The following is a 26,294-nucleotide window of genomic DNA, read 5'->3' on the forward strand; positions in this document are numbered from 1 at the left end:
AATGCTACTCCTTTTTTATAAAAACTCTTCTAATTCGCTTAGTAAATTCACAAATCGCAAAATAAGTTTTTTGCAATTTTCATCGTGAAAATTCTCGTTATAAATATTATTTATCTCGGTATGTATTTCTAGCAAATCATTTAATTTAATCGTAGTACATTTAGTAAGCTTCAATTTATCTAATGTAAGTAACCGGACTTCAAAAGTGTAGTGGTCAGAAAGATGGGTTTTTGTTGCAAGGTCAGATCTATTCTTACGAATTTTAGCTTTTACATAGTTGCCTTCGTCCTCTACAAGTTGTGCTTCATATTCTAACGTTTTTTTTATTAACCCCACATCAATCATAAACGTACTATCCCCTGTCAAATTAATGATGTACTTTTAATTAATTCGATAAAATAAAGCAACATTCCTTCTTTTGTTTCAATTTTCAATCTAAGGTTTTATCGATTTCTTATAACGTTACTGTATTCATGAACCCCAAAGGGGTTGTCTGCTGAAATTCCTCTTCGAAATTCAACTTGCAGACCAAGGCTCCACAAGGAGCCGCAGCGTGAATATTATGTTATGAGATGTCATTGGCTTCTGCGAACTATCCCCAAAACATTCCGTTGTGTCCTTCATCCACGATCTTTAACTGTGTTTCAAAATCTTCACTCGGTTCTATGTCATCTATGAAATGCCATTTTCCTTTACTGTCTTGCCAATATATTTTCCATTCATTGTTACCTAATCTAAACTGAGCTACTGGCATCTGCACCCATTGATCACTTTTGAATCCTTGTCTTTCTTCGATTAATGTCACGTGATTTCCTCTGATTTTGTAACTAATTTTAATTTGGCTTTTCACATGTTCCGGCACTGCATTTTCGGTGTACTTGTCCATAATCTTCATAATCCGCTTCTTCGTAAAATCATCCATGAATTAGTCTCGCCTGCCTTATTCTCTTTTGCCTTGATTATATCACGATGATTTCTCATAACGTTACTGTATCTACGAACCCGAGAGGCTTAAGGGAGCAGTGCGACCGGGTCCAACGGACTTAGCCTGGCAGGGTTGTGAGTTGATTCCGCTTCTTAGCCTGCCCCTTCTTACGAACCAAGGGCCGGACGGCCCGCAGCGTAGATACTTTGTTATGAGATATCATCGACCTCGTCGAAATACTGAAATAATCTTTTAGTTTTTAATCACTTCAATACTGCGCTTTAATAATTCTAATACTGATTTAATATTCTCATACACCATTGATGAGCTAAAATATTCTTGCACATACTCTATCACGACACCATTGTCATCTATTCTTCGTACTAATCCTGGCATGTTCGGAGAGTAATTATGAGTTATGTGGTTCCTATAAGTATTCGCATTAATAAATTCAATATTGCTCATAATTTCTGACAGCTTTAGGAACATATCATCATCTTTACCTTTTAGTTGCCTAACCACTTTCTTAAATTCAATTTTCTTTATCCCTAAATTATACTGAATATTAAGTATGTGCCCTACCACTTCCCAACATGAAAACACTTTAAAATAAAAGACATCCGAGTAGTAATCAAACTTTTCTTTATTTCCAAGATGATGTGGTTCAAAATCTGTAAAGATTCCGTTATTATCTCTCTTTTCAGTCTCATCAGGTATTCCTAGTTGATAATAGAAAGTTAATAAAATATAACTTTCTACAAGTGATTTAAATCTCTGTATTAACAATAATCCATATGAGTTAATTATAGGACTATCAAATATATCAATTGCATTTAGATTATTGTTATAAAAGCCAGAAGATGAAAAACTAAATCCTACAAATGGGCTATTATTATAGATATTCTTCCATTCTTCTTCGTTAGGTATCTAATATATTTCATTTTTCTCCTTCTTTTCTGATGATTTCTCATAACGTTCCTGTATTCAAGACGTCCGACGAAGTCGGATGTGTCTGCTGAAACGCTTCCACAAAATTCATCCAGCAGACCAAGGCTCCAAAGGAGCCGCAGCTTGAATATTATGTTATACGACGGAATTACATCTTCGAGTTAACCAACATTCTCTTATATTCTATTCTTTCATTAGTCTGTTATATGTTCCAAAAGATCTCCAGGTTGGCATTCCAATGCCGTACACAATTTATCAATGACTTCTAAAGATACATATTCATTCGTATTGAGCTTTGCCATCGTTGCCGATGAAATCCCCGTCATTTTCAATAAATCCTGCTTCTTAATCTCCCTATCAATCAATAATTTTTGAAATGGTTTATAACTTATCATCTGGTATCCCTTCGTATCAAATTTGAATTTTTCTTTAATTATATGAAAATATATTTTCTTAATCAAAAATATCTTTGATATGTATTGACTATACTTTTCGTTATGATAAAATAATATTCAATAAGTTAAACTTTTATTCGCAAAATAAAACATAATGGACGGTGATCATTTATGTACAATTCCTTAGAAGTCTTACTTGATTCGTTGATACGTAATCGAATTGAAGCCTTATATAGCGATCTTCTCAAGAACAACGCCATTTATAATCAATTCTCATCTGATCGAAATCTTTACTTCAAACAGTTACATGAGCTTCTACCTCAGGATATGCATAAAACTCTATTTCTTTACGATGATGCAGACCTCTCAGTTCAAACAATACTAGAACGTGAAATCTACTTGCAAGGTTTTAAAGATGCTCTTCAATTACATAATGAATTAAATATAACTTCTAATTGAGAGCCAAACGGCTCTCTTTTCAATTGATTCTGTCGTATAACGTTCCTGTATTCATGAACCCCAAAGGGGTTGTCTGCTGAAATTCCTCTTCGAAATCCATCCGCAGACCAAGGTTCCATCGGAGCCGCTGCTTGAATATTATGTTATACGAAGCACTTCGCATCATTGAACTGCATTCAAAATCTCAATTACTAAAATAGCTTCTTCTTTATAACCTTCAAGATCGTTTAGTTTAATCCATTCAGGTTCATGATCTCTAAATTGATAGAATCTTATTACCACATCTTCTCCTTCGATTGTAGAACTTAAAATTAAAATAAAGTCTTTTTCAGGATAGTTCCACTTTAAATTCTCTTTCCAATTCGAAATGAGTTTTATTCCAGTCCTTAAATCCTCTATATGGTAATGATTTATTGAGGCTTCTAGTTCCGTTCGATCTTGATAAATGGTTTCTTCAATAGAGTCTGTCTCTCTTAAACTTGAAGCATCAACTAAAATGCAATTGTCCCATTCATGAAAAGTAGGGTTAAATAAATTCGAACTGATCGATTCATTTGATTGAGCAAGCTCATTCAATAAATTTCTCATCGCCTTATTTGTTTTCATGTTTTTCCTGCTTTCGAAGTGTTTCGTATAACGTTCCTGTATTCATGAACCCCGTCAGGGGTTGTCTGCTGAAATCCCTCTCCGAAATCCATCTAGCAGACCAAGGCTCCGAAAGGAGCCACAGCGTGAATACTATGTTATACGACGGAATCACGTCTTCGAGTTAACCAACATCCACTTATATTCTTTCATTGGTCTGTTAAATGTTCCAAAAGATCTCCAGGCTGGCATCCCAACGCCGTACATAATTTATCAATGACTTCTAACGATACATATTCATTCGTATTGAGCTTTGCCATCGTTGCCGAAGAAATCCCCGTGATTTTCAATAAATCCTGCTTCTTAATCTCCCTGTCAATCAATAATTTTTGAAATGGTTTATAGCTTATCATTTGGTACTCCTTCGTATCGAATTTGAATTTTTCTTTAATTATATGAAAATATATTTTTTTAATCAAAAATATCTTTGATATGTATTGACTATAATTTTCGTTATGATAAAATAATATTTAATAACTTAAACTTTTGTTCACAAAATAAAACATAACGAAAGGTGATCATTTATGTACAATTCCTTAGAAGTCTTACTTGATTCGTTGATCCGTAATCGAATTGAGGCCTTATATAGCGATCTTCTCAAGAACAACACTAGCTATAATCAATTCTCATCCGATCGAAATCTTTACTTCAAACAGTTACATGAACTTCTACCTCAGGATGTGCATAAAACTCTATTTCTTTACGATGATGCAGACCTCTCAGTCCAAACAATTCTAGAACGCGAGATCTACTTGCAAGGTTTTAAGGATGCTCTTCAATTACATAATGAATTAAATATAACTTCTAACTGAGAGCCGAATGGCTCTCTTTTCATTTAATTCTGTAGTATAACGTTCTTTTATTCACGAACCCGAGAGCCATAAGTGACAAAGGGAACTGAGTCGAAAACTTAGGATCGTAAAAGTTGTCCGGTGGTCCCATTTCTAAGTTCTCAACTTCTAGGATCAAGGGCGCCAGCCCGCAGTGTGAATATGGTGTTAATCGGAGTGCAGAAAGTATAACTTACACATTTAATTCCAAATCCTTAATGCTTATATATATCTATTAAATCTCGCATTTCCCTGCCTTTTACTATTTGATTTGGTCTTATAGGCATAATCAATTCATAGATAATGTAGTTATGGCTATGAAATAATATCTCTACTTCATCTAGTGAAAATAATTTTTGATACTCAAAAACATAATCACTAAGGTCACAATTGTTTATTCGTTCCAGTAACTTATTGAAAATCTGAAAGAAGTCCTCTGTTGCTAGATACCATTCCCCTTTCATTTGATATTTATCAATCAGTTTATGTATAACACCTTCAAGTCCTATAATTTCTTCTTCATATTCAAACTCTGATGTTATAACAAATACATTACTTATTTCATGTGGACATCCCGTTTGAATATTTTTAATTCTATTGTAGAGGTTCCTTGTTCGACCAACCTTCAAAAATGAATCTTCTCTATATGAACAAACGATAATATAAAGAAGAAAAGCATTAGGTTCAAGTAATTCTCTCATAGTAATCCTCCTCATATTTCGCTTAACATTCCTCTATTCATGAACCCCGAAGGGTTGTCCGCCGAAAATCCTTCCCGCATAACAAGGCCCCAAAGGAGCCATGGCTAGAATATTATGTTATATGAAGTCCCTTACTTCTTTGAAATACTATCGTATCTTTGATGCTGATGGTTTATTAGTCCTCCTAGCATCAATAATGATTGTATTAATTATAAATTTAGAATTACTACTTATTTCATCAGATTTTTCTATTAACTTATCTATGTTTTTTTGTTCTTCATCGTGCATTAATATAACAAGATAATAGGCGTGATCAACTTTCTCTGATTTCATATATTGAACTGTTTGATTTTTCAATCCTTTAATAAGGTCATTAGAAGCTAATTTAATTTCTACTAAAGCTCTAAAATCATTACCAAAAGAAAATTTAAAATCAACTGGTCCTCTCCCAGTTTCAGCTTCTGGAGTTATATCAATGTTATTATCTTCACAATATATTCCACTCATAAAGTGAAAAAGTTGCTGTGCACTTTTTTCTTTCTTTGCAAGATCATTATCATTCCATAATAGTTTATAAGCATCTTTAAGAGTGATTGAATGCACATAATAGTTAACAACACTTTCAATATGGTCTAAAAAGTCTTCTTGTGAATGAATAGTTTTTCTATTTAAAACTTTAATATTGGCAGGGTAAAGAGAGTTTTTAATGCTGCGATATTCTTCTCTAATATCAGCAGGCATTAAATCAAGATACTCATCAAGATCAACATCTCGATCTTCTAAAAAGTTTATAGGGTTTTCAAAAAATTCGTTTAGATAATCTGCTACCCATAAAAAATCATGATCTTGAAATAAAATGTCTAAATAGAAGTCTATATTGTCTGGATTGCTCAATATATACTGGTCTTCAGTTATATCTTCATCATAAGTTTTTTGCACTAATTCTCCTCTTTCAGTTAATTCAATATTAGTCTGGTATAAAACCCGATACAGTGCAAATTCATGAATTGGTTTAAGATGGTGTAAGTATTCATCTCTTGTCCATGCATCTAGTTCTATCATTGTTTTTATACATTTCTCTTCATCCTCAATCCATATCATCGGTGGGAATAATGAGCGAAATCCTTGTTCTGGCCCTAGATCTCTATAAAAAGTCATATAAAGGTCTAAATAGTCATTAATTCTTTGATTTACTATAATTCTTGTGTTTTTCTCTAACTCACAAAAAATATTAATCATTATGTTCTCCTTATACTATTTAATTAGGGATTTCACATAACGTTTCTGTATTCATGTACCCCGAAGGAGTTGTCTGCTGAAATCCCTCCTCGAATTCCATCCGCAGACCAAGGCTCCGAAGGAGACGCAGCTTGAATATTATGTTAGACGATGTAACAATCTTCTCGACTAATTTCTATTTTGAGTATTTTCTTCATATGCTTTCATTATTTCTCCCTTACTTCGATAGTCACCTGGTAATGAGAGGTGTATTGGTAATTTAGAAAATCGTAAGAAGATAGTTTCGAAATCATTATATCCATATTTTGAAAAATGAGTTATCCCTACCAGTCTTGGGTCAGGCGGATCAGAATTCAGTGTCATAACGTAACCGACAGGTGGAAAAGCAATCTCACTCATTATTGTGAATTTCCCGTCAGTTGATCCTAGTCCCGCTATTCCTGTTTGTCTCATTCTTGACCCTGTCATCAAATAAGCAAAAATTCTTATCTTGGGCTCTAAATATTTGTGATCAGTATTTAGAACAAACCTTACTAAGGTGGGATTCCCTCTAGCAAACCCCTCGCCGTTAGCTGAAAAAAACATAGTTATAATTTGTTTAAGAACTCTACTCGGAAAAATATGAAATGGATAATAAATCGATCCCTTCCCATCTGATTTATCATGTAAAACCAAAGCTTGATAAGTCCAATCAATAAAATCATTCCCGTACCAAGCTCCTATATCATTATTACAGCTTGAACATAAGGTATGTGCTCCCGCACCCTTTTGCTGGATTTTCCCCTTTATCTCTTCGTCCGGCCCTTTGGTTATAAAGTTTTCGAAAATCGCTTTAATTACTGGCTTATCATTAAATGCTCCTCTTGGTGGAACATGCTCGAACGTTAACGGCCCTTCTACGCCACATATATGGCATACTCCATAAATCGGTTTTCGTCCCATAGGTTTTCCTCACCTGTTCTGTCGTATAACGTTCCTGTATTCATGACTCGACGTATGTCGAGTGTCTGGCGAATGCCAGACCAAGGACGAATGTCCGCAGCGTGAATATTATGTTAGACGATGTCCGTTTAATCCTCTACTAATTTAATCTGCCTTTTAAATAAAATACCGATTTGTTTTATAAGATCTGAATATTCTTCTTTATACTTGCTATTATTTCTTATTACATCTCTAATAGCTTCTTCATCTCTAAAGTTACTAGTAGGACGATTTCTTAAATCAATGAGTTTTTCTTTTCCAATCTTATATTCCGAAAACTTATCTAATAATTCAGATAACCTTTCATAGTGCCTATCCTCAATTAATAACATGCTTTTTTCTAATGTTTCTTTTGTTTTACTTAGCTGCTTCGAAAAATCTTGAAGTGTGGCTCTTCCAGCTCTTTCCCAAAGTCTATCTGCAACAATTTTCAATTCGTATAACGATCTATATAAGTCGTTATACAACTTAAATTGATGTTCAGAATACCGAGCAAATAATATTTTGGATTTTTCAAGTTCCGCTTTTTTGGCTTCTAAATCGTTTAAGTAACTAGCCTTTAATTTTTCAAGATCTTCTTGATAATTCTTTCTATCTTTCTCTTGAATACGAGTAGCCCATATTTTTCCTAGCCAATTTGAAACACCTAAGATGATTGCTCCGGCACCTCCTACAGAGAATACAGCAGTAACTATAATATTCCAGACATCTTGGAAATTCACTCTCTTTCCTCTTTCCTGTTTAGGATTTCGTCTAACGTTCCTGTATTCATGACCCGACATATGTCGGGTATCCGGCGCATGCCGGACCAAGGACGTATGTCCGCAGCGTGAATATTATGTTATCTGAAGTAACTTTCTTCTTGATTAAACCATACATACTCTATTCTTTCGCTTTGAGTACTTTATACTTAGAATCTGTTGGTTGCCTAGTAGGAATTGAATACCCAAACGTTTCACTTAAAAAAGCATTTTGTAGTTCAATTATAAAATCATGTACATAGCCTAAAAAATCAAAAATATATTCATTAAATTCTTTCGTTTTGTTCTCAAGTTCTATCAGTTCTTATTCTGAAAGTACTATTCCGTTTAAATATCTTGAGTAATAGATCCTACCTAAATATTCGCTATATTTACCTGTTGCTTCTCTTATTTCACTTAGCTGTTCTAGATATGTTTCTTTCATCCCTACAAACTTATTAAGTACAACTTCTCTAGCTTCAAAAAAATAAGTGAATTCTAGAATTGACTTAGATGATTTTTCCCACAGCTTTAAAACTTGTTCGTTGGGCTTTTCCCAGCGACTACTATGGATTTCAAAATTTAATGAGTATTTTGTTCTCAGATCACCAGGCAAAAGAATTAAATATAAATTCAATTCTCCAAGTGAGTCTCTTGATTTTGCTAGCAAATTTATAGCTTCATCAGTTGTTTTAATTTGTATCTCACGAACGAACTTTTGTTTGTCTAATTCAAGGTTTCTTCTATGTTGCTTATTTAAATTAGTTATAGCTACCTACCAACCAATGGTTGCTATCAGGGCAGACAAAGACCATCCAACAATACTTGGCCACATATAATTCAATCCTTTTCATGTGTTTTATAGTTATTTCCGATAACGTTCCTGTATTCACGACCCGACGCATGTCGGGTGTTCGGCGAATGCCGAACCAAGGACGAATGTCCGTAGCGTGAATATTATGTTATAAGACGTAGCTGCTTCTTTGAGTAACCCTAATTTATTCTTATACTAATTGGCTAAACTCATCCAAAAATACTTTAGGTGATTCTTTCTTTAAAAAATAATCAAAAATTATTGAATCCATCAACGTAATTCCAGCCCCTACCAATGGAGTAAACTTAAAACTAGCTGTAACAGCAGTTGCTAGCCTTAAAGCTTTTATAAGTGGTAAATCACCTATTGTTTTAGAACATTTATCAATTTCGTTAATGAAGTCCTTAATAATATCATCTGATTCTTTGTCCCCACGGACTTCAATAATAAGCCTTAACCATTCAATAAAGACCTTGTAACTAGAAGTTTCTTTCAACCTTAAAATATCATCTAATGTAAGTTTACCGTTTGTAAATAAAGTAGCTATATCAGGTACACCATAAGATTTAGTTAGTTTCAAAAAACCTTCTCTGTATTTTGCATCAAAGCGATCAGCAAAGTTTTCTAGTTTAATATTTATAACATCTACTAAAACGTCATCCATAAATACATTTGTAATATCAAGATTGTTGCAAACTGCAGTCCTAAAATAAGTTTCTGATAAACGATTTACGATTTTTGCATCATTACTAAAAAAAGTTTTTGGAGTCTTTGCTGATAATGAGAGTTTTGCAGATAGGCCTTTATCTTTAAAGTCACTTTCTATGCCTAGCTTTATAGTATCTGTTAGGGTCGAATTAATGGCTCTCATTGTTTTAAAAAGAGGATTCGATAAACCTGAAAAGTCCCCTGCCCAGCCAGGACTCATTATTAATCTGTCAATATCATCTGGAGACTGAATTTCTATATGAGTAGGTCTATACATTTCTGCTAAAGTATAACTATAATTATGTCTTAAAGCTCCAACATGACTTCTACCAACATCAACTATAGATAATTGGCCATTATTAACTACTTCTAATAGTGAATCTCTACTCCCTAAGAATCTAACTACTACTGGTAATTCATGATGTTCAATGAAAACAGCATCATAGTATAATATGCTCTCTAACAATTGTCCGATACGTAAATTAACAAACTTGTCACTATCCAGCGAAAGGCCATCTTTATATACAACATTGCTCATACCAACAGTTCTATGTCTGAAGATATCAGAATGAAATAGTGTATATCCATTGTTCATTTTCAAATCACTCCTAGGTAATAATAAAGGCTATTTCTTATAACGTTTCTGTATTCACGACGTCCGACGTAGTTGGATGTATCTGCTGCAATACCTATTAGAAAATCATCTAACAGACCAAGGCTCCGAAAGGAGCCGCTGCATGAATACTATGTTATACGACGGAATTACTACTTCGACTATGCCTAATTCAAATTTTTCCCTAATTTACTTTTTTTATTTTGAGGGATTTTGTACTTCTAAACGTGCTTGAATACTACTTTTAATATATTCAAAAAACTCATTATTGATTTTCTTAATTCTTTTAATTCCATCACTTTTATTGGAAAATTTCAGATCAAAATACTTCCATTTACTTCTATCACCATAATCATATATTTCCCATCCTGTTTCATGATACGTGATAAGTTTATAAAATACGGTAATCTTATAACGCGAAATCAAGAAAACCACATTACATTGGTAAGGAAAAGTTGCCGGAAATTTAGGATTTAATTTTATTTTAAGAGAATCAAAAGTCGTATTTAGCCTCGTAGAAACACCTCTATATTCAACTTTTGGCCTAAATAAATTCGGAATAGTATTTCCATAAAAATTATTATAAATATTGTTATTGTTACTTATCTCTTCTTTCTCTACTTCAATGAAATAATCATTAGGGTTCTCGTCAATCCACTTAGCTACTACATCTATGTCTAAAATCTCTGTATAATTTGATACTTCAATGATATCTAAAGAAAATATCTCTGCAAGAAAGTCGATGTTAATCATTTCAGTGAGTGCTTCTTTTATCTCAATTAAAATTTTATCAATCTCATCTCTAGATGAATAAGATTCAGATATTCTTTTAATTGCTTCAGTCAATGAAGTTTCTTCTTTTTTGTAATCGAGAATTTCTTTTTCATATTTTGTTATATCAATATTTTTTATGATATCTGTAACATTACAAAAAATATCACTCATAGTACCTTGAGCAACGAAATAAGGAGTTTGCTTACTTGACTGAGCAAATTTATCCTTAATGTATTCTATAATGCTTGCATAGCTGATTTCGTTTCCTTTGTAATTCAAGATGGCTTCAGCAAAACTTTTTGTAAAATGACTAATCGTATCTACATATGAAGACTGATGACTATGAGAAGAGAACATAAAATACAAATTACTAATTGCTTTTTCTTGTTCGAAGATTTGAGCAACCTCTAAATCTCCTTTGATGTAAGGTATTCCGGAATTACATGCATCAACTACTTTTACAGTTAATTTTGGATCAACTCTCCTGATCTGTTGATCAATAAAATTATTTGAAAGAGTAGTTGTATTATATTTTTCTTTTGAATAATCCGTTAAAACAAATCTAAGATCCTCCTCTTCCCCATCATAAGTTCCATGACCTGTGTAGTAAAAGAAAAGTTCTCCTATCTCTTCCTCTCTTATGCCTGAAAAGAAACTCGTTAAACTTTCTTTTACATTAAGAGAATCGGTTTTTTCATATATTTCTAAAATGTCTGTATATTTATTGGTTGCCTTTAAAATATCTGAAATAAGTTTATAATCATTTTTACAACCTAGTAGAGGTGTGATATTTTCATAATCTGATACTGCTATTATTATAGCTACATTTTTCATGATGAATTTTCCTCTCTCTTTAAATTTGATTCTGTCGTATAACGTTTCTGTACTCATGGACCCCAATGGGATTTTCTGCCGAAATGCCTCATCGGAATCCTTCCAGCCAGAACAAGGCTCCAAAGGAGCAGTAGCTTGAATATTTTGTTATACGACGGAATCTCTTCTCGAAGCGGCTGTCACTATTTATTTTCTTCCGGTACATATTCGATCAAATCAGACAATTTACAATTAAACGTATCACACAACTTGAAAAGTGTTTCTAATTTGGTTGTTTCTATATTCGTCTCCCTATATAACTTGTTGATTGAGTTACGACTTAGACCTGATCTCACCATCAATTCCGTTATATCATCTATTCGATGTTCTGCCATGAGTTCTCGTATATTGCACTTGATTACGTTCATCTTTTCCCCTCCATAATTCTATCTTATCTCCCATACCAGCAATCATCAACAAAAAGCGAAGTTTTAACCCTATAAAGTCAAATGTTCACCCTGTAAATAAATTTGTAAGGTTATATAATAACTCCATAGAGTTAATTGAAGGAGGAATAATATATGATTAATACATTAGAATCATTAACAGAGCCGCTTATAAGAATACGTTTAGAATTACTCTATACTGAGCTTCTGGAGTGTCATAAGGAGTATACTCAGCTTTCTTCGGAGACAGATCAATATTTTAAAACGCTTCGTGATGCTTTGCCCGATCAACTTCAACATACGGTTTTTCTTTACGAAGACGCCCAAATTTCTCTCCAATCCATCCTAGAAAGAAGTATCTACATACAAGGTTTCAAAGATGCTCTACAACTATTAAGTGAATTGCAAAATTCTAGTATATAGAGGGTCACATGATCCTCTTTTCTGTTGTTCTTGATTCTGTCGTATAACATCTTATTTATGTACTTCGTAAATGCCACCGATTTAACGTAATATATGAACTACGTATATGATAACCTATGGGGCGATATATGCGAAGAAAAATTTGGTGAAAAAGGGAGAAGTTTGAGATACTCAATCTCCCATATCCATACGATCCAGCGGGCTTTGAATACGCTGGATATTTTTCGTGCTCACATGCGTATATCGCTGTGTGGTTTGTGCACTCGTATGACCAAGAAGCTCCTGTATATAGCGCAGGTCTGTTCCGTTTTCCAGCAAATGCGTGGCGAAAGAGTGCCGCAAAGCATGGATGCTACACTTTTTTACAATACCGGCCTTTAGTCTGGCTTCTTCAAAAACCTTTTGCACACTGCGCTCGGTAAGATGTCGATCCGAAGTTTTTCCCGGAAATAGCCAGCGATCGGGTCGATACTCTGCAATGTATTTCTGCACCATGTTCCAAGCAAGATTAGAAAGAAGCGTTCTCCGATCCTTCTGACCTTTTCCCTGCCTTACAATAATAGTTTGCCGCTCAATATCCAGATCGCTATAGCGTAGACGAACGACTTCGCCGACACGAAGTCCTGCCGAATAGGTGAGATACAGGATTGTCTTATGCTTGAGATTATTTACGGATTTAAGTAATTGGGTAACTTCTTTTTCGGACATGACATTGGGCAGCTTCGTCTGCTTTTTGGGGCGTATGTATTGAATTTCAGCAGGATGATGGAGCACATATTTACAATAAAGTCGGATCGCACTAATCGTCTGATTAACACTGGAATGAGAGATTCCACGCTCAAGCAGATTCAAACAATATGTCTGGACATGAGATGCACGGATTTCTGTATCGATCTGAGGAAGACTGGCCACAAATCGTTCAATCTGATTACAGTATGCTTTAATCGTTTTGCGACTGTATCCTCTTAATTTCAGCGCTTGCTGCAAATCATCTCTTTTCCATTGTGTTTGCTCTCCACTTAACTTCCAGTTCCTTAAAAATTCACTCTCCACCCACAACTCCGCGGAAATCTCTACATCTAGCGCATCAAAGTGCTTTGTAAACTCCTGCAGAGATACCTCTGAGTAGGGGATGATCCAGCGTTTTGCATCAGCCTCCCACCTTCTCCCTGTTACCTGACGAATCCGCTGAATATGCACCGTATTATATGGTATTTGCACATACAATGTATCAGCAGAACCTCTAGTTAACATGATGACAGCTTCTGTTTTGTTCTTCATACGGCATTCTCCTTCAGCTCAATTGGATAGAAGAGTTCTATTGAATTTGGAAAATAAAAAAGGAAGATCATTTTCATCCCGTAAAGGAATCCAATGATCTTCCGATGCTTTCGGAAATATGCCTGCTGCACCTACATAGCAGCGGCTTCTTCTCCCAGCGGCAGCGTGTAATACTGCGCCTGCTGGTCTTCGTGCTGCTGGTATACGACGACCAGCAGCGTTTGGCCCTTCGCGGCAAGCGGGCTGGCGCCAGCTAGCACACGCTCAAGCCGGAACGGAAGCACGTCCAGTACCGCGTGCTTCTGCAGTTCCTTTTCGCCGAGTCCCAGATCGGCGAAAGCACGGGCTCCCATGACCGTCTGTGCGGTCATGGCCGAGGTCATCGGCAGCGCACGAGAAGCGCTGCCGTCCCCCATGTCCGCCGCTCCATCCGCGGCGGACAAAACCCCAGCGTCGCGCGCTGCAAGCGACGCAGCATCCCCGGCATGGCTGCCGATCACACCCGCCGCATCCGCGGCAGTGTTCTCTCCGGCAGCCGCCGAAGTTCCCGCAGCGGCTGTTCCACTTGCGCCGCTGCTTTCCAGCCATGCCGAGCCAGAGGCACCGGCAACACGCGGCAGACGAACGTCCTCTGGACGTTCAGCCAGCATTTTCATATAGCCCGCCCATTGATCCTTCTGGAGCGCATCGTCCCACCAGATTTTACGCGGCTTGTATTTGTGACCGAGGAAATAATCGAGCTTCATCAGCCCCAGCACGATATCCATATGCGGCGTATTGCGGGACTCCAGGAAGCTGTGCAGGCGAGTAAACAAATCCTCTAGCTGATGCCCGATCTTCTGCCAGCCCTGACCCTCCCAGTAATCGCCAAACGCCTGGAAGAAATCAAACGGTGAATCAAACTCCTGCTCCATCAAATACTTCAGCGTATGATCCATCCGGTGTGCATTCCAGTATTTCTCCAGCACATCCTCCAGGCGTTTCAGGCGAACGATGTCGCTGAACGGCAGCACGTCACTGCCCAGAATTTCATACGGTGCGTGATCCATGTACGTATAGTTGTACTTTTCTGCATCCAGACGCAGACCCGTACCGCGCAGCATTTTGAGGAATCCGAGCTGCAGCTCTTCCGGTCCCAAAGCAAACACATCGTTAAACGTCTTGCGGAACGTATTATAATCTTCCTCTGGCAGTCCTGCGATCAGATCCAAATGCTGGTCGATCTTGCCGCTGGCTTTGACCTTGTTCACCGTACGGCTCAGCTTGGCAAAGTTCTGGCGGCGTTTCACCAGTTCATTTGTCGGATCGTTCGTAGACTGTACCCCGATTTCAAAACGGAACGTGCCCGGCGGCGCATTCTCTGCCAAATAGTCAAGCACCTCAGGACGCATGATATCAGCCGTAATTTCAAACTGAAACACCGTTCCCTGATGATTCTCGATCAAAAATTTAAACATCTCCATCGCATAATCCCGTTTAATGTTAAACGTACGATCCACAAACTTGATCAGCTTCGCACCCTTCTCAATCAGGTACAGAATATCCGATTTCGTCCGCTCAATATCGTAATACCGCACACCGACCTCAATACTGGAAAGACAGAACTGACAACTAAACGGACAGCCCCGGCTGGTCTCAAAATAAACCACGCGTTTCCCCAGATCAGGAATATCCTCTTCAAAACGATGCGGTGACGGCAGATCGTTCAAATCCGCCTTTGGACGCGCAGGCATGAGAATGACCTCTTCCCCTTTACGATACGCCAGTCCATAAACAAAATGGAACTTCTTGCTGCCCTCCAGCTCTGTCAAGAGCTGATGCAGCGTTTCCTCCCCTTCACCCATGACGATAAAATCGACATTAGGAATCCGGTTCATCCAATATTCGGTGTCGTAGGACACCTCCGGCCCGCCCAGCAAAATTTTCACCTCAGGCATAACCTTTTTCAAATTATCAATCACCTTGATCGTCTCTTCAATATTCCAGATGTAACACGAGAACCCGATCACATCCGCCCCGCGCTGGTACAGATCCGACACAATATTCATGACCGGGTCTTTGATCGTATACTCCGCGAGCTCAATATCAAAATCCTTCTCACTGTACGCCTTCAAACACCGCAACGCCAGCGAGGTATGGATGTACTTTGCATTCAAAGTCGATAAAATTACCTTCATGATTCACAACCTTTGCCTGGACACCCAGACCATATTTTTTGGAAAAGTAAAGCTCCACAGCCATCCTGCCCGGATGCTGTTCAGACAAACCTCTAATGCAAGTCCGAGCCCTATCTATGTCCGCCCTTGCACGAATTCAAACCAGCACCAGCATCCGCGTCAGCAAGCGCATCACGCTCCAATGCACTCGCATAACAAGTTAACCAGTCCTTATGCTATAACCGTCCGCACCTCACAAACAAATCCCCAATTTGTCTTTCAAAGATTGGACACATCTTTTAAAAACACATACCACTCTCCGCCCGACCAAAACCACAATATATAGATTCACATCCACCAAAGTCACTATATACTGTGTCAACACTCGTTTCCCAACACTTTGCCTCAATGTCCACAGTTTAAAAGACAATCTCACCCACTTTGTCTACTCAGCAGAGACACACTTCATGTGATACATATCCTGATTTTTGAATTCGTCTCTATTCTGATCTTGGCCCTGTCCGGTCCTGTCACTGTTACAGTTACTGTTGCTGTTGCTGTCACTATTACTGTTACTATTACTGTCACTGTTACTGTTTCTAATTCTTGTTGTGCTCCTTGTTGTGCTTCTTCTTTTAATTGTTGCTTCCGGTTCTGGTTATGGTTATGGTTATGGTTCTAGTTTTGGTTCTGATTTTTGTGCTTTTACCTTCCGCTAATTGTGCTTCCGATTCTAATTCTCATTATTTCTGCATCTGATCTAGTTCTATTCTGTTTCTGTTCACGTTTGTGCTTCTGATCTATATAGGTTGAACTAAACAATGTACACAATCCACTCCGATACGCTCATCAATGCAAGCACATTAGCAAATATCACCCATCGCTCATCGCTAGTGCAAATCTGCCATCCTCTACTGCTACTACTGCGAGCGCTAACGATCAGGAGAAGCCTTATTTCGGCATATTCGGGCTTTGGAAAATTCTAACGATCCCAAGAAACGCTATTCTGCTGAAACCAGCTTGATCAGGCTCATTTTTCAGGATTATGAATGAAATAAGCTTCCTGGAGATCGTTAGATTTCAAATGTCGCCAATTTAGGGCAAATAAGCTCTATCGGGATCGTTAGCATTCTATTTTCGAATTGAGCAGCCTGCCAAGGCTGGTTTCTTGCCCCATTTACAGCGCTCATTGACGATCATGAACCGTTAAGCGGCATAATGTCGTTTCTTTTGCTCAATTTAAATAGTTTCAGTTTTTTTTCTGTTTTTGTTTTTGTTTCTGTTTTTGTTTCTGTCCATGTCTCTGTCTGTATCTAATTTCCCTTTCCTAAACTGTAGCCTTTTATCTTGGACGTGTCTTGAAACCTACTGAAGTGCATCTTTTACCGCTTTTCGCCCCCTACTGCGTCACTTTCCCTTGACGTGCCCCGGCACGCCTTCGGAAAACCTCCTGGCTTGAACGAAAATTGAGCAAAATCTGCCTCCTTCAGAGTTTTCAGGCATGTCCTATTCTTTAAGTCTAATATTTAGGTTCAGTCTTTAGTCTGCGATCACAGATCAGATATCACTTGTCTCTTGTCATTTATCCTTATCACTCATGACATATCACTATCATATAGCAGTATCATATATCAGTATTTTATATCAGTATTTTATATCACTCATATTCATAAAAAGCATCGTCGTCTGTGTCCACTTCTTCACCCGATTGCTTCTGGAAGAATTCCAGGAACGGCAGTCCGTACTTGCGATACTTGACCTCACCGACCCCTTTGATACTCAGCATGTCACGTTCCGTCTGCGGGCATACCACACTCATCTCGCGCAGGGTGGCATCATTGAAGATGATGTAGGACGGCACATGTTCTTTCGCTGCCAAGTCGCGCCGGATCAGGCGCAATTGTTCGAACACCGTTTCATTCACAGCCGAAGGCATCGCATCGCGTCCACGGCGTCCGCCATAGTTCGTGCCTGAAGCTGTAGCCGCTGTTTTGCGTACGACACGCTGCATGACTTCGCGCTGGCCTTTCAGCACTTCCACTGCCAGCGGCTGCAAACGTACCACCGGGTATTGCCCCTCGGACAGCATCAAATAACCTTCGGATACCATAACGTTGATGATTTCCGCAATTTCACGCTCCGTGCGATTGCCCATGACCCCATACGTTGGCAAGGAATCGAAGCCGTAGTCCAGCACTTTTTTGGCACGAGAGCCTTTAAGCACCGAGGCCACCAGCGATACCCCATAGCGTTCACGCATGCGGTGAATGCAGCTGAATATTTTCTGTGCATCAATGGTCATATCCACCAGTTCACGGTCGTCTGTGCAAGAACTGCAAATGCCGCACGGCTTGTCCTCGTGCACCTCACCGAAGTAATCCAGCTGTGCACTGCGCAGACAGCGAGTCGTATAACAGTAATCGACCATCTGCTGCAGCTTGCGGTAATCGTTAGCTTTGCGGTCACCCTCCATAGGGTTTTGCTCAATCAGAAACTTCTGGGTGATGATGTCCTGTGCTCCAAACAGCAAGATGCACTGACTCGGCTCGCCGTCCCGTCCTGCACGCCCGGCTTCCTGTACGTATGCCTCCATATTTTTAGGCATGTTGTAATGCAGCACATAACGCACGTTGGATTTGTCGATCCCCATTCCGAAGGCATTAGTCGCAACCATCACACGAATATCATCATACAAAAACTGCTCCTGGCTCTGGGCCCGTTCATCATCCGTCATGCCCGCATGATAGCGTCCTGCCGGCAAACCTGCCTGCAGCAGACGCTGATGCAGATCATCCACGTCCTTACGGGTCGCGGCGTATACAATACCTGGCTCGCTGGCATGCTCGCGCGCGTAGTTCAAGACAAAATCCTTTTTGCTCTCGCCGCGCAGCACGCTGAACGCGAGATTATCCCGCCCAAGTCCGGTCACATACGTCTGCGGGTCCTGCAGTCGCAGCAGCCGCAGAATGTCACCCATGACCTCGGGCGTCGCCGTCGCCGTAAAGGCCGCAACCACCGGCCGCTCCGGCAAACTGTCCACAAACGGCGCTACCGCCAGGTAGCTTGTCCGAAAATCATGGCCCCACTGTGACACACAGTGGGCCTCATCCACAGCAACGCAGGAGATGGGCAGCTGCCCCATCTCCTCGCGGAACCAGTCCAGCTCCAGTCGCTCCGGCGCGACGTAGAGCAGCTTCAGCTCACCGCGCTGCGCCGCGCGGATGCGCTCATTCACTTCTCTGCCGCTTAACGTACTATTAATATAAGCGGCGGCAATGCCCGCGGTCGTCAGTGCATCGACCTGGTCCTTCATCAACGAAATTAACGGGGAGACCACCAGTGTCAGCCCCGGATATAACAAAGCGGGAATCTGGTAACAGATCGACTTCCCGCCTCCGGTTGGCATAATGCCCAGCGTATCCTCATATTCGAGCAGGCTGGAGACGATCTTTTTTTGACCCTCGCGAAAGTCGGGGTATCCATAATATTTTTGCAGAAGACCCTGCGCTTCTTCTAAAGAAGGGGTTTGCACACTCATGTAAAGACTCCTTACTTGTCACCGGTGTTCCTGCACCAGCTTGGTTCTATCCGATTCTGACATGCGAACACGACATGCTCGCCGCATCCTTGACAACAAAATGGCGTTCTCATGACTTGTCCGTCAAGCAAAACGCCGCTTCCTTTAGTTTAACGGGCCAGCCCCGAATGAGCAACCGCGTTTTCCACCAAAACGTCCGAAGCTTATCTGATCAGGCAAAACAACCGTTCATCCCATTCAGGATAAACGGCTGCTTTCCGTTTTTTAGATTGGCATCATATACCGACTGTACCTGACATCAAGCTCGGATAACTTCGCTTTCTTTCCGTTCTTGCCTTTCTTCGCCTGTGTATATTCTAAAAACGTTGTGCTTTCTCCTTCTGCACCCAGCCATTGCACACCAATGATAATCCCCTGCTGTGACCGGGCAGCAAAAGTAAACGAGAACATATCCGGTGTAATGCTTCCACCGTCATCAACGCGCCAAGCACTATTGTCACTGAACTTCGCAGGGTAGTCCTTAAATACCCATCCATCGGATGTTAATACAGCCAGGCTTGCTAACATGTCTTTCCCTTTTGGCTTATACTCAACTAAATATACATTTCCGATTTCCTCAATATTTTGTAAAGGGTAAAGATTTTTTACCGCACGATTTTTCAGCTTGGTGATCTCTGACTTCATCTTTGAAGTTGGCTTTTTCTTGTTAATGGAAGTTAATTCAAGCAACATACGATCTGTCAGGGCAGAATCCTTAACTATAAAATAAGTTTCATTAGACTCCGCCTTGCCCCCAATGACCTCATAAATTAAACCACCCAGATGATCAAAATTATAGGCCGTCTGTCTCCCGTTATTAGCTTCTGTTTCTTTTTGTTTTCCTTTTAATTTGATCGAAAGTCGCTGTCCATTGTGCCCAACGGCAACGTTGAACTGGGACCAATTCAATTCCTGCTCCTGCGGATAATCCACCAACAGCTTCGTTCCCTCCAGATTGGCAAAACCAAACGTCCCTTGTTTTAGGGCTGATTTGTTGAAAAATGTTAGCGTCTTGCTAACAGATTCAGCAGCACTAACTCCTTGTATAACATTCGTTAACAACAACAAAGCTGCGATGAACACTGAGATGTACTTGATGAATGGTTTCTTTTTCATATTTATCCTCCAATTCTTGAAGATATTCATTAGCTTAACGATGCTGAAAGATGAAAAGTTTCCGTTTGCAGCAAGTTCTTATAACTTTTGCGTCAAGCAAACAACCGTTTGCCCGATTCAGGACTAACGGTTGCTTGTTGTTAATTATTATATGACACGATGGCAACACATTTTCTATGTTCCTTCATTCTGCGGCAGCCGCACCGTTGATGTTCATTCGATAGTACAAACCTTTCTGCTGCATCAGCTGTTCATGTGTACCATCCTCGGCGATCCGCCCCTCTTCCATCACCAGAATGCGGGAGCACTGACGGGCAATCTCCATGCGGTGAGTCACCAGCAGACCTGTTTTTTCTTGCACGAAACGGCGAAGCTGCTGCATGACATGCTGCTCTGTCTGGTTATCCAGCGATGATGTCGGTTCGTCCAGAATATATATATCTGAGTTTCTCAGCAGCAGCCGGGCAAGTGACAAGCGTTGGCGCTGTCCCCCCGACAGGTTTGCTCCCTTTTCTTGCAGCATCGCATCGTACTGTGCCTCCTGGGATTCAATAAAGGAATGCAATCCCGCCCGTTCTGCTGCAAGTCTGACCTCATTTAATCCAGCCTTACCGCCCAGCCGAATATTTTCTTCTATCGTTCCTGTAAAAAAAGCCGGTGTCTGTGGCATATACGTCAGGCGGGATGAATTATCCCTCCTCACGATCTGCTCCATGTCCTCGCTGCCAAGCATCACTCGTCCAACCGATGGCTTAATCAGCCCCGCACATACTTGACACAAGGTTGATTTGCCCGATCCACTTGCTCCCACCAGCGCCACCAGTTCACCCGGAACCAGGGCCAGCGTAATCTGATCGAGAATGGTCCGACCTTTGCTTTCATCACATACCGTTACCTGCTGAAGTGTTAGGATGGACGGGTTATTGGCTAGCGAGCTTCCAGGTTGTGAGTTTTCTTGTTCCGGATTAGCTGCTTCTGCTCCCATTCGTTGGTTCAGGTTCAACCATGTCAGAATCCGCGCAAATGCCCCCATGCTCGCCTGCATCTGGCTCCACTGGCTGGATAGGCCCAGCACAGGCCAGACTACAAGCTCGAATAGCAGGCTGCTTGCAACGACCATACCTGGGGACAAAACACCCCTAGCCGCTGCTAATGCGATCAGGAATAACGCTGCCAGCTGCGCCAGCCCGAATACAGCCATCGCCACATTATCTGACATGCTCAGAGTCATCTGAAGCTTCGCTTGAACACGATTCAGTGATTGCTGCTGCGTACGAAAGCGTCCAAGAAACCAGGGAGAAGCAGCGTAAGCCTGAATTACGGGAATTCCATCCATATATTGCTGAATCTGTTGCTGTGACTCGCCCTCCATTGATTCCACTTCATCTGACAATTGTACGATTCGCTGATCGTACAATCTGGCCGTAAACCAAATTACAGCCGCACTGACAAGCGCAATCCCGGCGACCCATGCATCAGCACGGTACAAATATGCGAGTGACAGCGCAATAATAAATATGACTGTAACCCCTTCGGCAAGTGCTTCCACAACTTCAGCACCATGCTTGGTATCTTCCTTGATTCGCAGCAGTACGTCCCCCGACTTCTGTCTGCGCACCCAAGCGTAGGGCATCCGGTTTAACAGCTGGAGCAGGCTCATCGACATGTCTCTGTATATCGATTCCTTGAGCCGTACCAGCACATAACGATGCATCCCCAGCAGTACAATAAATCCAATCAGCACCGCAACAAAAGTTACCGCTGTTTCATTCAGCTTCTCCTGTCCCCCATCATGAATGGCATCCACGAAAAATCCCTGTACAAAAGCAAGTCCCCAGTCAAACACAGCATCTGCTGCCATAAAAAGCATCATGATGATGACTGCCCATTTGTATGGCTTCATAAAGCGCGCAATAACTGGCCATACCCTTCGTAAATATACCGCTTCAGCCTTATTCTCTGCCTGGTCTTCTTCCAGGTGGTCTTGCTCTCCGTCCTCGAGCTTCGCACGATTTTCTGATACCAACACTTCGACGTGCTGTTTATCTGCTGGCTTTTGTTGTACTTCTTTCGGTAATTCTTGCGGTACTCCTTGTTGAACTTTATGTTGAACTTCTCGTTGTGCTGATTGTTGAGTTTCTGGCACATCTTGTTGTTCATCTGTTTCAGCTACATGGATCTGGTCAGCTTCTGGTTTATCTTTATATTGTCTTGCCATGTCGTCCTCCTGTTTCTCTTCCGCTTACTCTCTTCCCGTCTTGTTGCTTCTGAAATCTATATCACCTTGTCCTCCTGCTCCATAATACAGGCATGGTAACCATTCGTACGTTCTAGCAGTTCACGATGAGTACCGATATCAACAACCTGTCCATCCTGCATATAGATCACCTGATCCGCGCGCTCAAGCAAAGACAGACGATGGGTAACCGCGATAATCGTTGTTCCATGCTCCGCAGCTAATCCGCTAAACAACAGATTCAACTGCTGCTCATGCCACGGGTCCTGTGATGAGGTTGGTTCATCCAGCAGCAGGATTTCAGGTTTGCGCAGCACTGCTCTGGCAAGGCTGATCCGCTGGAGCTCTCCGCCGGACATGGGACCTCCTTGCGGCTGAAGCTGCGTCTCGTATCCGTTTGTCTGGCACATAATGGCTTCATGCACATGAGTCATGTGAGCGGCGAGCTTTACTTCTTCGGTAGATAACCCTTCCGCTCCAAATACGAGATTTTCCTCTACGGTCCCTGAGAATACAAAGGCTTGTTGCGGAACATAAATCGGCTTTGTATCTGTGTTTGGCTTTTCGGGCAAAAGGTCGGAATTGTCCCGCTCCTTCAAACCATTCACATGCCCAAACTTAATGGAGCCGCTCTCAGGCTCATATACTCCGGCGATCATCTTCAATAATGTGGTCTTTCCGCAGCCACTTGGCCCTGTGATGACCGTAAGTACACCTTTTGCCGCTGTAAAAGAAATATTAGATAACACTTCTTCCTGCTCTGAATATCTGTAGGACACCTGTTCTACACGGACACTCCCCTTCTTCAACATGTGCTGCGGCGAAGCAGCAGCTGGTTTCTTTTTTACCAAATCCAATATTTCAAACATACGGGCTGCATGGGACGCTGAGCCGATGACCTGGTTCCATAATCCCGACAATGCTTCGATCGGACGTGTCAGCTGGCTGCTTGCCACAAGAAAAGCAGCGAGGCCCCCTACGTCCATCTGCCCCTGCAGCACCTGCATGCCACCAAGATACAGAATGAGGATCATCCCGCCATAGGTGGAAACCCGCCCGGCTGCCTCCGACAAACGCTGTATCACAGATACCGACATCGCCTGTTTGAATACCCGGTGCATTCGTTGCTGAAAACGCTGCTGTACATAACCTGCAAGTCCATAGCTGCGGATCTCCACCGGGGCATGAATCACATCCGTCAGCAGCTCATCTCGCGATGCCTCACTTGCATGCATCTGGTCATGCTCGCGCTGCAGTTTTTTCCCCAGCCCTACGGTCACTAAAGGGTAGATTAATGTAAATGCAATAATCGCTAACGTCAGCGGCAGGTTCACCCAGCTAAAATAAGCAAAAGCGAGAAGCAATTGAATGATGTTTTTGGCAAGTTCAATCCCGTGCTGATTGATGCCCTTCTGTGCCTCTGCTGCCGAAGTCCACACTCTGGAGGTGAGATCCCCCGTATGATACTTCGCCAGCTCTTGTGTTTTTGTCTGCCCAAGGGAGTGCAGCAGCCTGGATTGAATAGATACTTGTGTTTTTTGCTGAAATGCCGTCTCGGTCCACGTCGTGAATACGGTTACAACGATACGGAGCACCACAATGGATACACCGATCAACAGCCCGGAATAGATGAGAGAAAACTGGGACTCGGAAGCCCCTTTAACTAATCTGCGGATCGATTCGAGATAACCTACTTCCACCAGTGAAGCGACCAAGGCAGCAAATAGTAGCGGGAGGACAAACCATCGATAGGTTCCGGTTAAGGACCATAACCGTATTAGTATTTTGATAGGGCGATACGTTTGGGGTTCTGATATGCTTTGCTCGACTAACATGCTTGATAACTCCAATCTTGTCGTTAAATTAAATACTTGGTTATGATATCATCAGTGATAAGGAAAAAATGAACATTTCTTGCTGTACTCATTAAATCAGGACAATACAAGGAGATTAGCTATGCAACAAGATCTGCTGCAGACATTAGATACGCTGTTTGACTATATCGAGGAGCATATCCACGAAAAATTAACACTTGATCACCTGGCATCCGTGACCCATATCTCCAAGTTTCATCTGCATCGCATGTTTAAACATGCCAGCGGACAGCTGCCGGGTGAATACATTCGCTCCCGCAAATTAGCCCGCAGTCTGGAGCAATTGGTGGATCTGAATTGGAAAATTATAGATATTAGCGGGCATTATACTTTTGAACATGAGCAGTCCTATATTCGGGCTTTCAAGCAGGCGTTCGGTATTACACCTCTGCAGTATCGTAAACAAGGTGCGGGGGATCTACAATTCACTGCACGTATGACCTCATCCATGATTACGATGCTTCCATATGGGTATATTTTCAAGCCTGTATATGTACGCAAACCTGCAATGAGGCTGATCGGTGTGCAATCCCGCATTCGATATGTGGACAACGAGGAAACGTATGAAGCCAATTCGGCGGGCAACCATTTTTATGAAGAATATGCTGACAGGATTCCCAACGTGCTGTACCCGAACGTATACATCGGACTTACGAATGAAATCAAGGATCATCACAGTACATATCAGCCATCGATCGAAGTAACCAGCCTGGAACAGATCCCGGAGGGGCTAAACGGTATAGAAGTACCTGCCAATCAATACGCGGTGTTCAAATTTGTATGTGACTTCCACCCGAGTTTGATCAACATTGATCATCTGGATAGTGTATGGACGTTTATCGATGAATACTGGCAGAGCCATTCAGGATACGTCAAGAGTGATGCTTATTATTTTGAACGAATCGACGGCAGTCTGGCAGAGGAGCATTATGGCGAACTCGACATCTATATCCCTGCGAAACAAGCTGCGTTCTGAACAAAGCTCCAAAATGGAAGGTGCAATGTTATGACTAAAGATATGAATGAAAGATCGGATTCATCTTCTATGACCACCCGTAAATCCTGGATACGCAGGCATCCCCTCGCATCGGTAGGGATCGCAATGTTAGTGGTGCCTGCGCTTGCTTTAACGCTTTTCTTCACACTTCGTCCTTATCTCTCTACCTTTGATCGGTCTGGTGAAGGTGATCTGAGCTACTCAATGCCTTCACGAAACGGGGAGTATATTGCTGAGCTATACGGGGTTCCCTATGGCGGCGCGGCAGGTGGAGTAACGATCTGGGTTGACGTGAGGAAAACAGGGGATGCGGACACTACTAGTGCTAAAAGTATATATCGTACAGAGTTTCACGGAAACAATCACCTCGAATGGGAGAATGATCACACCCTGCGGATCGAGAACTGGAGCAAGTACACCAACGAAACGGTTACATTAAATATTGATGAAGAAATCTATGATGGCCGGGGCTGGGCCTGCAAAAGCTGGCGCACAACGGGTCAGTACGTGCGATGCCTCACACCTGAAAATGTGAAAACATTGAAATAATTCGATCGTTTACACCTCTTGCAACCAAAGCTATTTATTTGTGAAAAAATAAAA

At 41.0% G+C, this 26,294-nt stretch carries 25 protein-coding genes; 5 read left to right on the forward strand and 20 right to left on the reverse strand.

What is annotated here, in order from left to right:
* Positions 1 to 15: 15 nt before the first annotated feature.
* The 4 genes from IEW26_RS12195 to IEW26_RS12210 all read right to left on the reverse strand — a co-directional run bounded on the left by IEW26_RS12195 (position 16) and on the right by IEW26_RS12210 (position 2,268).
* Positions 16 to 345 (reverse strand): hypothetical protein, encoded by a 330-nt coding sequence (locus tag IEW26_RS12195; RefSeq protein ID WP_188592620.1) that lies wholly within the window; start codon positions 343 to 345, stop codon positions 16 to 18.
* 247 nt (positions 346 to 592) lie between these two features.
* The gene (locus IEW26_RS12200) at positions 593 to 922 is read right to left on the reverse strand and encodes a DUF3024 domain-containing protein (RefSeq protein ID WP_188592621.1); all 330 of its coding nucleotides are present in this window, start codon (positions 920 to 922) and stop codon (positions 593 to 595) included.
* Between the two features lie 255 nt (positions 923 to 1,177).
* Positions 1,178 to 1,711 (reverse strand): Cthe_2314 family HEPN domain-containing protein, encoded by a 534-nt coding sequence (locus IEW26_RS12205; protein ID WP_188592622.1) that lies wholly within the window; start codon positions 1,709 to 1,711, stop codon positions 1,178 to 1,180.
* A 356-nt stretch (positions 1,712 to 2,067) separates the two neighbouring features.
* Positions 2,068 to 2,268, reverse strand: coding sequence for a helix-turn-helix domain-containing protein (locus IEW26_RS12210; RefSeq protein ID WP_154958441.1), 201 nt, complete (start codon positions 2,266 to 2,268; stop codon positions 2,068 to 2,070).
* Positions 2,269 to 2,439: 171 nt separating this feature from the next.
* Here IEW26_RS12210 and IEW26_RS30340 point away from each other — a divergent pair, with 171 nt between their 5' ends.
* A complete protein-coding gene (locus tag IEW26_RS30340) occupies positions 2,440 to 2,727 on the forward strand; it encodes a hypothetical protein (protein WP_229729824.1) in 288 nt (95 codons plus the stop codon).
* A 162-nt stretch (positions 2,728 to 2,889) separates the two neighbouring features.
* Here IEW26_RS30340 and IEW26_RS12215 read toward each other — a convergent pair whose 3' ends face one another.
* Together IEW26_RS12215 and IEW26_RS12220 are read right to left on the reverse strand one after the other, a co-directional pair.
* Positions 2,890 to 3,333, reverse strand: coding sequence for a PM0498 family protein (locus IEW26_RS12215; RefSeq protein ID WP_188592623.1), 444 nt, complete (start codon positions 3,331 to 3,333; stop codon positions 2,890 to 2,892).
* Positions 3,334 to 3,521: 188 nt separating this feature from the next.
* Complete coding sequence (locus tag IEW26_RS12220; RefSeq protein WP_188592624.1) at positions 3,522 to 3,725, reverse strand: helix-turn-helix domain-containing protein; 204 nt, start codon at positions 3,723 to 3,725, stop codon at positions 3,522 to 3,524.
* A 171-nt stretch (positions 3,726 to 3,896) separates the two neighbouring features.
* Here IEW26_RS12220 and IEW26_RS30345 point away from each other — a divergent pair, with 171 nt between their 5' ends.
* On the forward strand, positions 3,897 to 4,184 hold the full coding sequence (locus IEW26_RS30345) for a hypothetical protein (protein ID WP_154958899.1): 288 nt from the start codon (positions 3,897 to 3,899) through the stop codon (positions 4,182 to 4,184).
* Positions 4,185 to 4,417: 233 nt separating this feature from the next.
* Here IEW26_RS30345 and IEW26_RS12225 read toward each other — a convergent pair whose 3' ends face one another.
* From IEW26_RS12225 to IEW26_RS12260, 8 genes are all read right to left on the reverse strand, one after another.
* Positions 4,418 to 4,903: a GIY-YIG nuclease family protein gene (locus IEW26_RS12225; RefSeq protein WP_188592625.1), complete on the reverse strand. Its 486-nt coding sequence runs from the start codon at positions 4,901 to 4,903 to the stop codon at positions 4,418 to 4,420.
* 147 nt (positions 4,904 to 5,050) lie between these two features.
* A complete protein-coding gene (locus tag IEW26_RS12230; protein WP_188592626.1) occupies positions 5,051 to 6,142 on the reverse strand; it encodes a DUF8371 domain-containing protein in 1,092 nt (363 codons plus the stop codon).
* 168 nt (positions 6,143 to 6,310) lie between these two features.
* Positions 6,311 to 7,084, reverse strand: a complete 774-nt coding sequence (locus tag IEW26_RS12235; RefSeq protein WP_188592627.1) for a hypothetical protein — start codon at positions 7,082 to 7,084, stop codon at positions 6,311 to 6,313.
* A 128-nt stretch (positions 7,085 to 7,212) separates the two neighbouring features.
* Positions 7,213 to 7,845, reverse strand: coding sequence for a hypothetical protein (locus tag IEW26_RS12240; protein WP_188592628.1), 633 nt, complete (start codon positions 7,843 to 7,845; stop codon positions 7,213 to 7,215).
* Positions 7,846 to 8,188: 343 nt separating this feature from the next.
* A complete protein-coding gene (locus IEW26_RS12245; protein WP_188592629.1) occupies positions 8,189 to 8,533 on the reverse strand; it encodes a hypothetical protein in 345 nt (114 codons plus the stop codon).
* A gap of 334 nt (positions 8,534 to 8,867) precedes the next feature.
* A complete protein-coding gene (locus IEW26_RS12250; protein WP_188592630.1) occupies positions 8,868 to 9,980 on the reverse strand; it encodes a hypothetical protein in 1,113 nt (370 codons plus the stop codon).
* A gap of 216 nt (positions 9,981 to 10,196) precedes the next feature.
* Entirely contained in the window at positions 10,197 to 11,606 is a 1,410-nt protein-coding gene (locus IEW26_RS12255) for a caspase family protein (protein WP_229729825.1), read from the reverse strand.
* Between the two features lie 182 nt (positions 11,607 to 11,788).
* The gene (locus IEW26_RS12260; RefSeq protein ID WP_018883096.1) at positions 11,789 to 12,013 is read right to left on the reverse strand and encodes a helix-turn-helix domain-containing protein; all 225 of its coding nucleotides are present in this window, start codon (positions 12,011 to 12,013) and stop codon (positions 11,789 to 11,791) included.
* 153 nt (positions 12,014 to 12,166) lie between these two features.
* Here IEW26_RS12260 and IEW26_RS12265 point away from each other — a divergent pair, with 153 nt between their 5' ends.
* Complete coding sequence (locus tag IEW26_RS12265; protein ID WP_094154364.1) at positions 12,167 to 12,454, forward strand: DUF6809 family protein; 288 nt, start codon at positions 12,167 to 12,169, stop codon at positions 12,452 to 12,454.
* Positions 12,455 to 12,625: 171 nt separating this feature from the next.
* Here the strand turns inward: IEW26_RS12265 and IEW26_RS12270 are convergent, their stop codons facing one another.
* The 6 genes from IEW26_RS12270 to IEW26_RS12295 all read right to left on the reverse strand — a co-directional run bounded on the left by IEW26_RS12270 (position 12,626) and on the right by IEW26_RS12295 (position 24,655).
* Entirely contained in the window at positions 12,626 to 13,735 is a 1,110-nt protein-coding gene (locus IEW26_RS12270) for a tyrosine-type recombinase/integrase (RefSeq protein ID WP_229729826.1), read from the reverse strand.
* Positions 13,736 to 13,866: 131 nt separating this feature from the next.
* Positions 13,867 to 15,912 (reverse strand): B12-binding domain-containing radical SAM protein, encoded by a 2,046-nt coding sequence (locus IEW26_RS12275; RefSeq protein ID WP_188592632.1) that lies wholly within the window; start codon positions 15,910 to 15,912, stop codon positions 13,867 to 13,869.
* 1,636 nt (positions 15,913 to 17,548) lie between these two features.
* Positions 17,549 to 19,429, reverse strand: a complete 1,881-nt coding sequence (recQ, locus tag IEW26_RS12280) for a DNA helicase RecQ (protein WP_188592633.1) — start codon at positions 19,427 to 19,429, stop codon at positions 17,549 to 17,551.
* 264 nt (positions 19,430 to 19,693) lie between these two features.
* Positions 19,694 to 20,584 carry a hypothetical protein gene (locus IEW26_RS12285; protein WP_229729827.1) on the reverse strand — a complete coding sequence of 297 codons (891 nt, stop codon included), beginning with the start codon at positions 20,582 to 20,584 and terminating at the stop codon, positions 19,694 to 19,696.
* A gap of 184 nt (positions 20,585 to 20,768) precedes the next feature.
* Positions 20,769 to 22,802 carry an ABC transporter ATP-binding protein gene (locus IEW26_RS12290; RefSeq protein ID WP_188592635.1) on the reverse strand — a complete coding sequence of 678 codons (2,034 nt, stop codon included), beginning with the start codon at positions 22,800 to 22,802 and terminating at the stop codon, positions 20,769 to 20,771.
* A 56-nt stretch (positions 22,803 to 22,858) separates the two neighbouring features.
* Positions 22,859 to 24,655 (reverse strand): ABC transporter ATP-binding protein, encoded by a 1,797-nt coding sequence (locus tag IEW26_RS12295; protein WP_188592636.1) that lies wholly within the window; start codon positions 24,653 to 24,655, stop codon positions 22,859 to 22,861.
* 121 nt (positions 24,656 to 24,776) lie between these two features.
* On the opposite strand from IEW26_RS12295, the gene IEW26_RS12300 reads away from it, so the two are divergent.
* Both IEW26_RS12300 and IEW26_RS12305 read left to right on the forward strand, forming a co-directional pair.
* On the forward strand, positions 24,777 to 25,670 hold the full coding sequence (locus tag IEW26_RS12300; protein WP_188592637.1) for a helix-turn-helix domain-containing protein: 894 nt from the start codon (positions 24,777 to 24,779) through the stop codon (positions 25,668 to 25,670).
* Between the two features lie 30 nt (positions 25,671 to 25,700).
* Positions 25,701 to 26,240, forward strand: coding sequence for a DUF5412 family protein (locus tag IEW26_RS12305; RefSeq protein WP_229729828.1), 540 nt, complete (start codon positions 25,701 to 25,703; stop codon positions 26,238 to 26,240).
* Positions 26,241 to 26,294 lie beyond the last annotated feature (54 nt).

The organism is Paenibacillus silvae, assembly GCF_014639235.1.
Classification (GTDB): domain Bacteria; phylum Bacillota; class Bacilli; order Paenibacillales; family Paenibacillaceae; genus Paenibacillus; species Paenibacillus silvae.

Bases quoted from the DNA above. Each gene is read 5' to 3' on its own strand.
- IEW26_RS12195 (WP_188592620.1), bottom strand. From the start codon at position 345: ATGATTGATGTGGGGTTAATAAAAAAAACGTTAGAATATGAAGCACAA.
- IEW26_RS12200 (WP_188592621.1), bottom strand. From the start codon at position 922: ATGGATGATTTTACGAAGAAGCGGATTATGAAGATTATGGACAAGTAC.
- IEW26_RS12210 (WP_154958441.1), bottom strand. From the start codon at position 2,268: ATGATAAGTTATAAACCATTTCAAAAATTATTGATTGATAGGGAGATT.
- IEW26_RS30340 (WP_229729824.1), top strand. From the start codon at position 2,440: ATGTACAATTCCTTAGAAGTCTTACTTGATTCGTTGATACGTAATCGA.
- IEW26_RS12215 (WP_188592623.1), bottom strand. From the start codon at position 3,333: ATGAAAACAAATAAGGCGATGAGAAATTTATTGAATGAGCTTGCTCAA.
- IEW26_RS12220 (WP_188592624.1), bottom strand. From the start codon at position 3,725: ATGATAAGCTATAAACCATTTCAAAAATTATTGATTGACAGGGAGATT.
- IEW26_RS30345 (WP_154958899.1), top strand. From the start codon at position 3,897: ATGTACAATTCCTTAGAAGTCTTACTTGATTCGTTGATCCGTAATCGA.
- IEW26_RS12225 (WP_188592625.1), bottom strand. From the start codon at position 4,903: ATGAGAGAATTACTTGAACCTAATGCTTTTCTTCTTTATATTATCGTT.
- IEW26_RS12230 (WP_188592626.1), bottom strand. From the start codon at position 6,142: ATGATTAATATTTTTTGTGAGTTAGAGAAAAACACAAGAATTATAGTA.
- IEW26_RS12235 (WP_188592627.1), bottom strand. From the start codon at position 7,084: ATGGGACGAAAACCGATTTATGGAGTATGCCATATATGTGGCGTAGAA.
- IEW26_RS12250 (WP_188592630.1), bottom strand. From the start codon at position 9,980: ATGAACAATGGATATACACTATTTCATTCTGATATCTTCAGACATAGA.
- IEW26_RS12255 (WP_229729825.1), bottom strand. From the start codon at position 11,606: ATGAAAAATGTAGCTATAATAATAGCAGTATCAGATTATGAAAATATC.
- IEW26_RS12260 (WP_018883096.1), bottom strand. From the start codon at position 12,013: ATGAACGTAATCAAGTGCAATATACGAGAACTCATGGCAGAACATCGA.
- IEW26_RS12265 (WP_094154364.1), top strand. From the start codon at position 12,167: ATGATTAATACATTAGAATCATTAACAGAGCCGCTTATAAGAATACGT.
- IEW26_RS12270 (WP_229729826.1), bottom strand. From the start codon at position 13,735: ATGAAGAACAAAACAGAAGCTGTCATCATGTTAACTAGAGGTTCTGCT.
- IEW26_RS12275 (WP_188592632.1), bottom strand. From the start codon at position 15,912: ATGAAGGTAATTTTATCGACTTTGAATGCAAAGTACATCCATACCTCG.
- recQ (WP_188592633.1), bottom strand. From the start codon at position 19,429: ATGAGTGTGCAAACCCCTTCTTTAGAAGAAGCGCAGGGTCTTCTGCAA.
- IEW26_RS12285 (WP_229729827.1), bottom strand. From the start codon at position 20,584: ATGAAAAAGAAACCATTCATCAAGTACATCTCAGTGTTCATCGCAGCT.
- IEW26_RS12290 (WP_188592635.1), bottom strand. From the start codon at position 22,802: ATGGCAAGACAATATAAAGATAAACCAGAAGCTGACCAGATCCATGTA.
- IEW26_RS12295 (WP_188592636.1), bottom strand. From the start codon at position 24,655: ATGTTAGTCGAGCAAAGCATATCAGAACCCCAAACGTATCGCCCTATC.
- IEW26_RS12300 (WP_188592637.1), top strand. From the start codon at position 24,777: ATGCAACAAGATCTGCTGCAGACATTAGATACGCTGTTTGACTATATC.
- IEW26_RS12305 (WP_229729828.1), top strand. From the start codon at position 25,701: ATGACTAAAGATATGAATGAAAGATCGGATTCATCTTCTATGACCACC.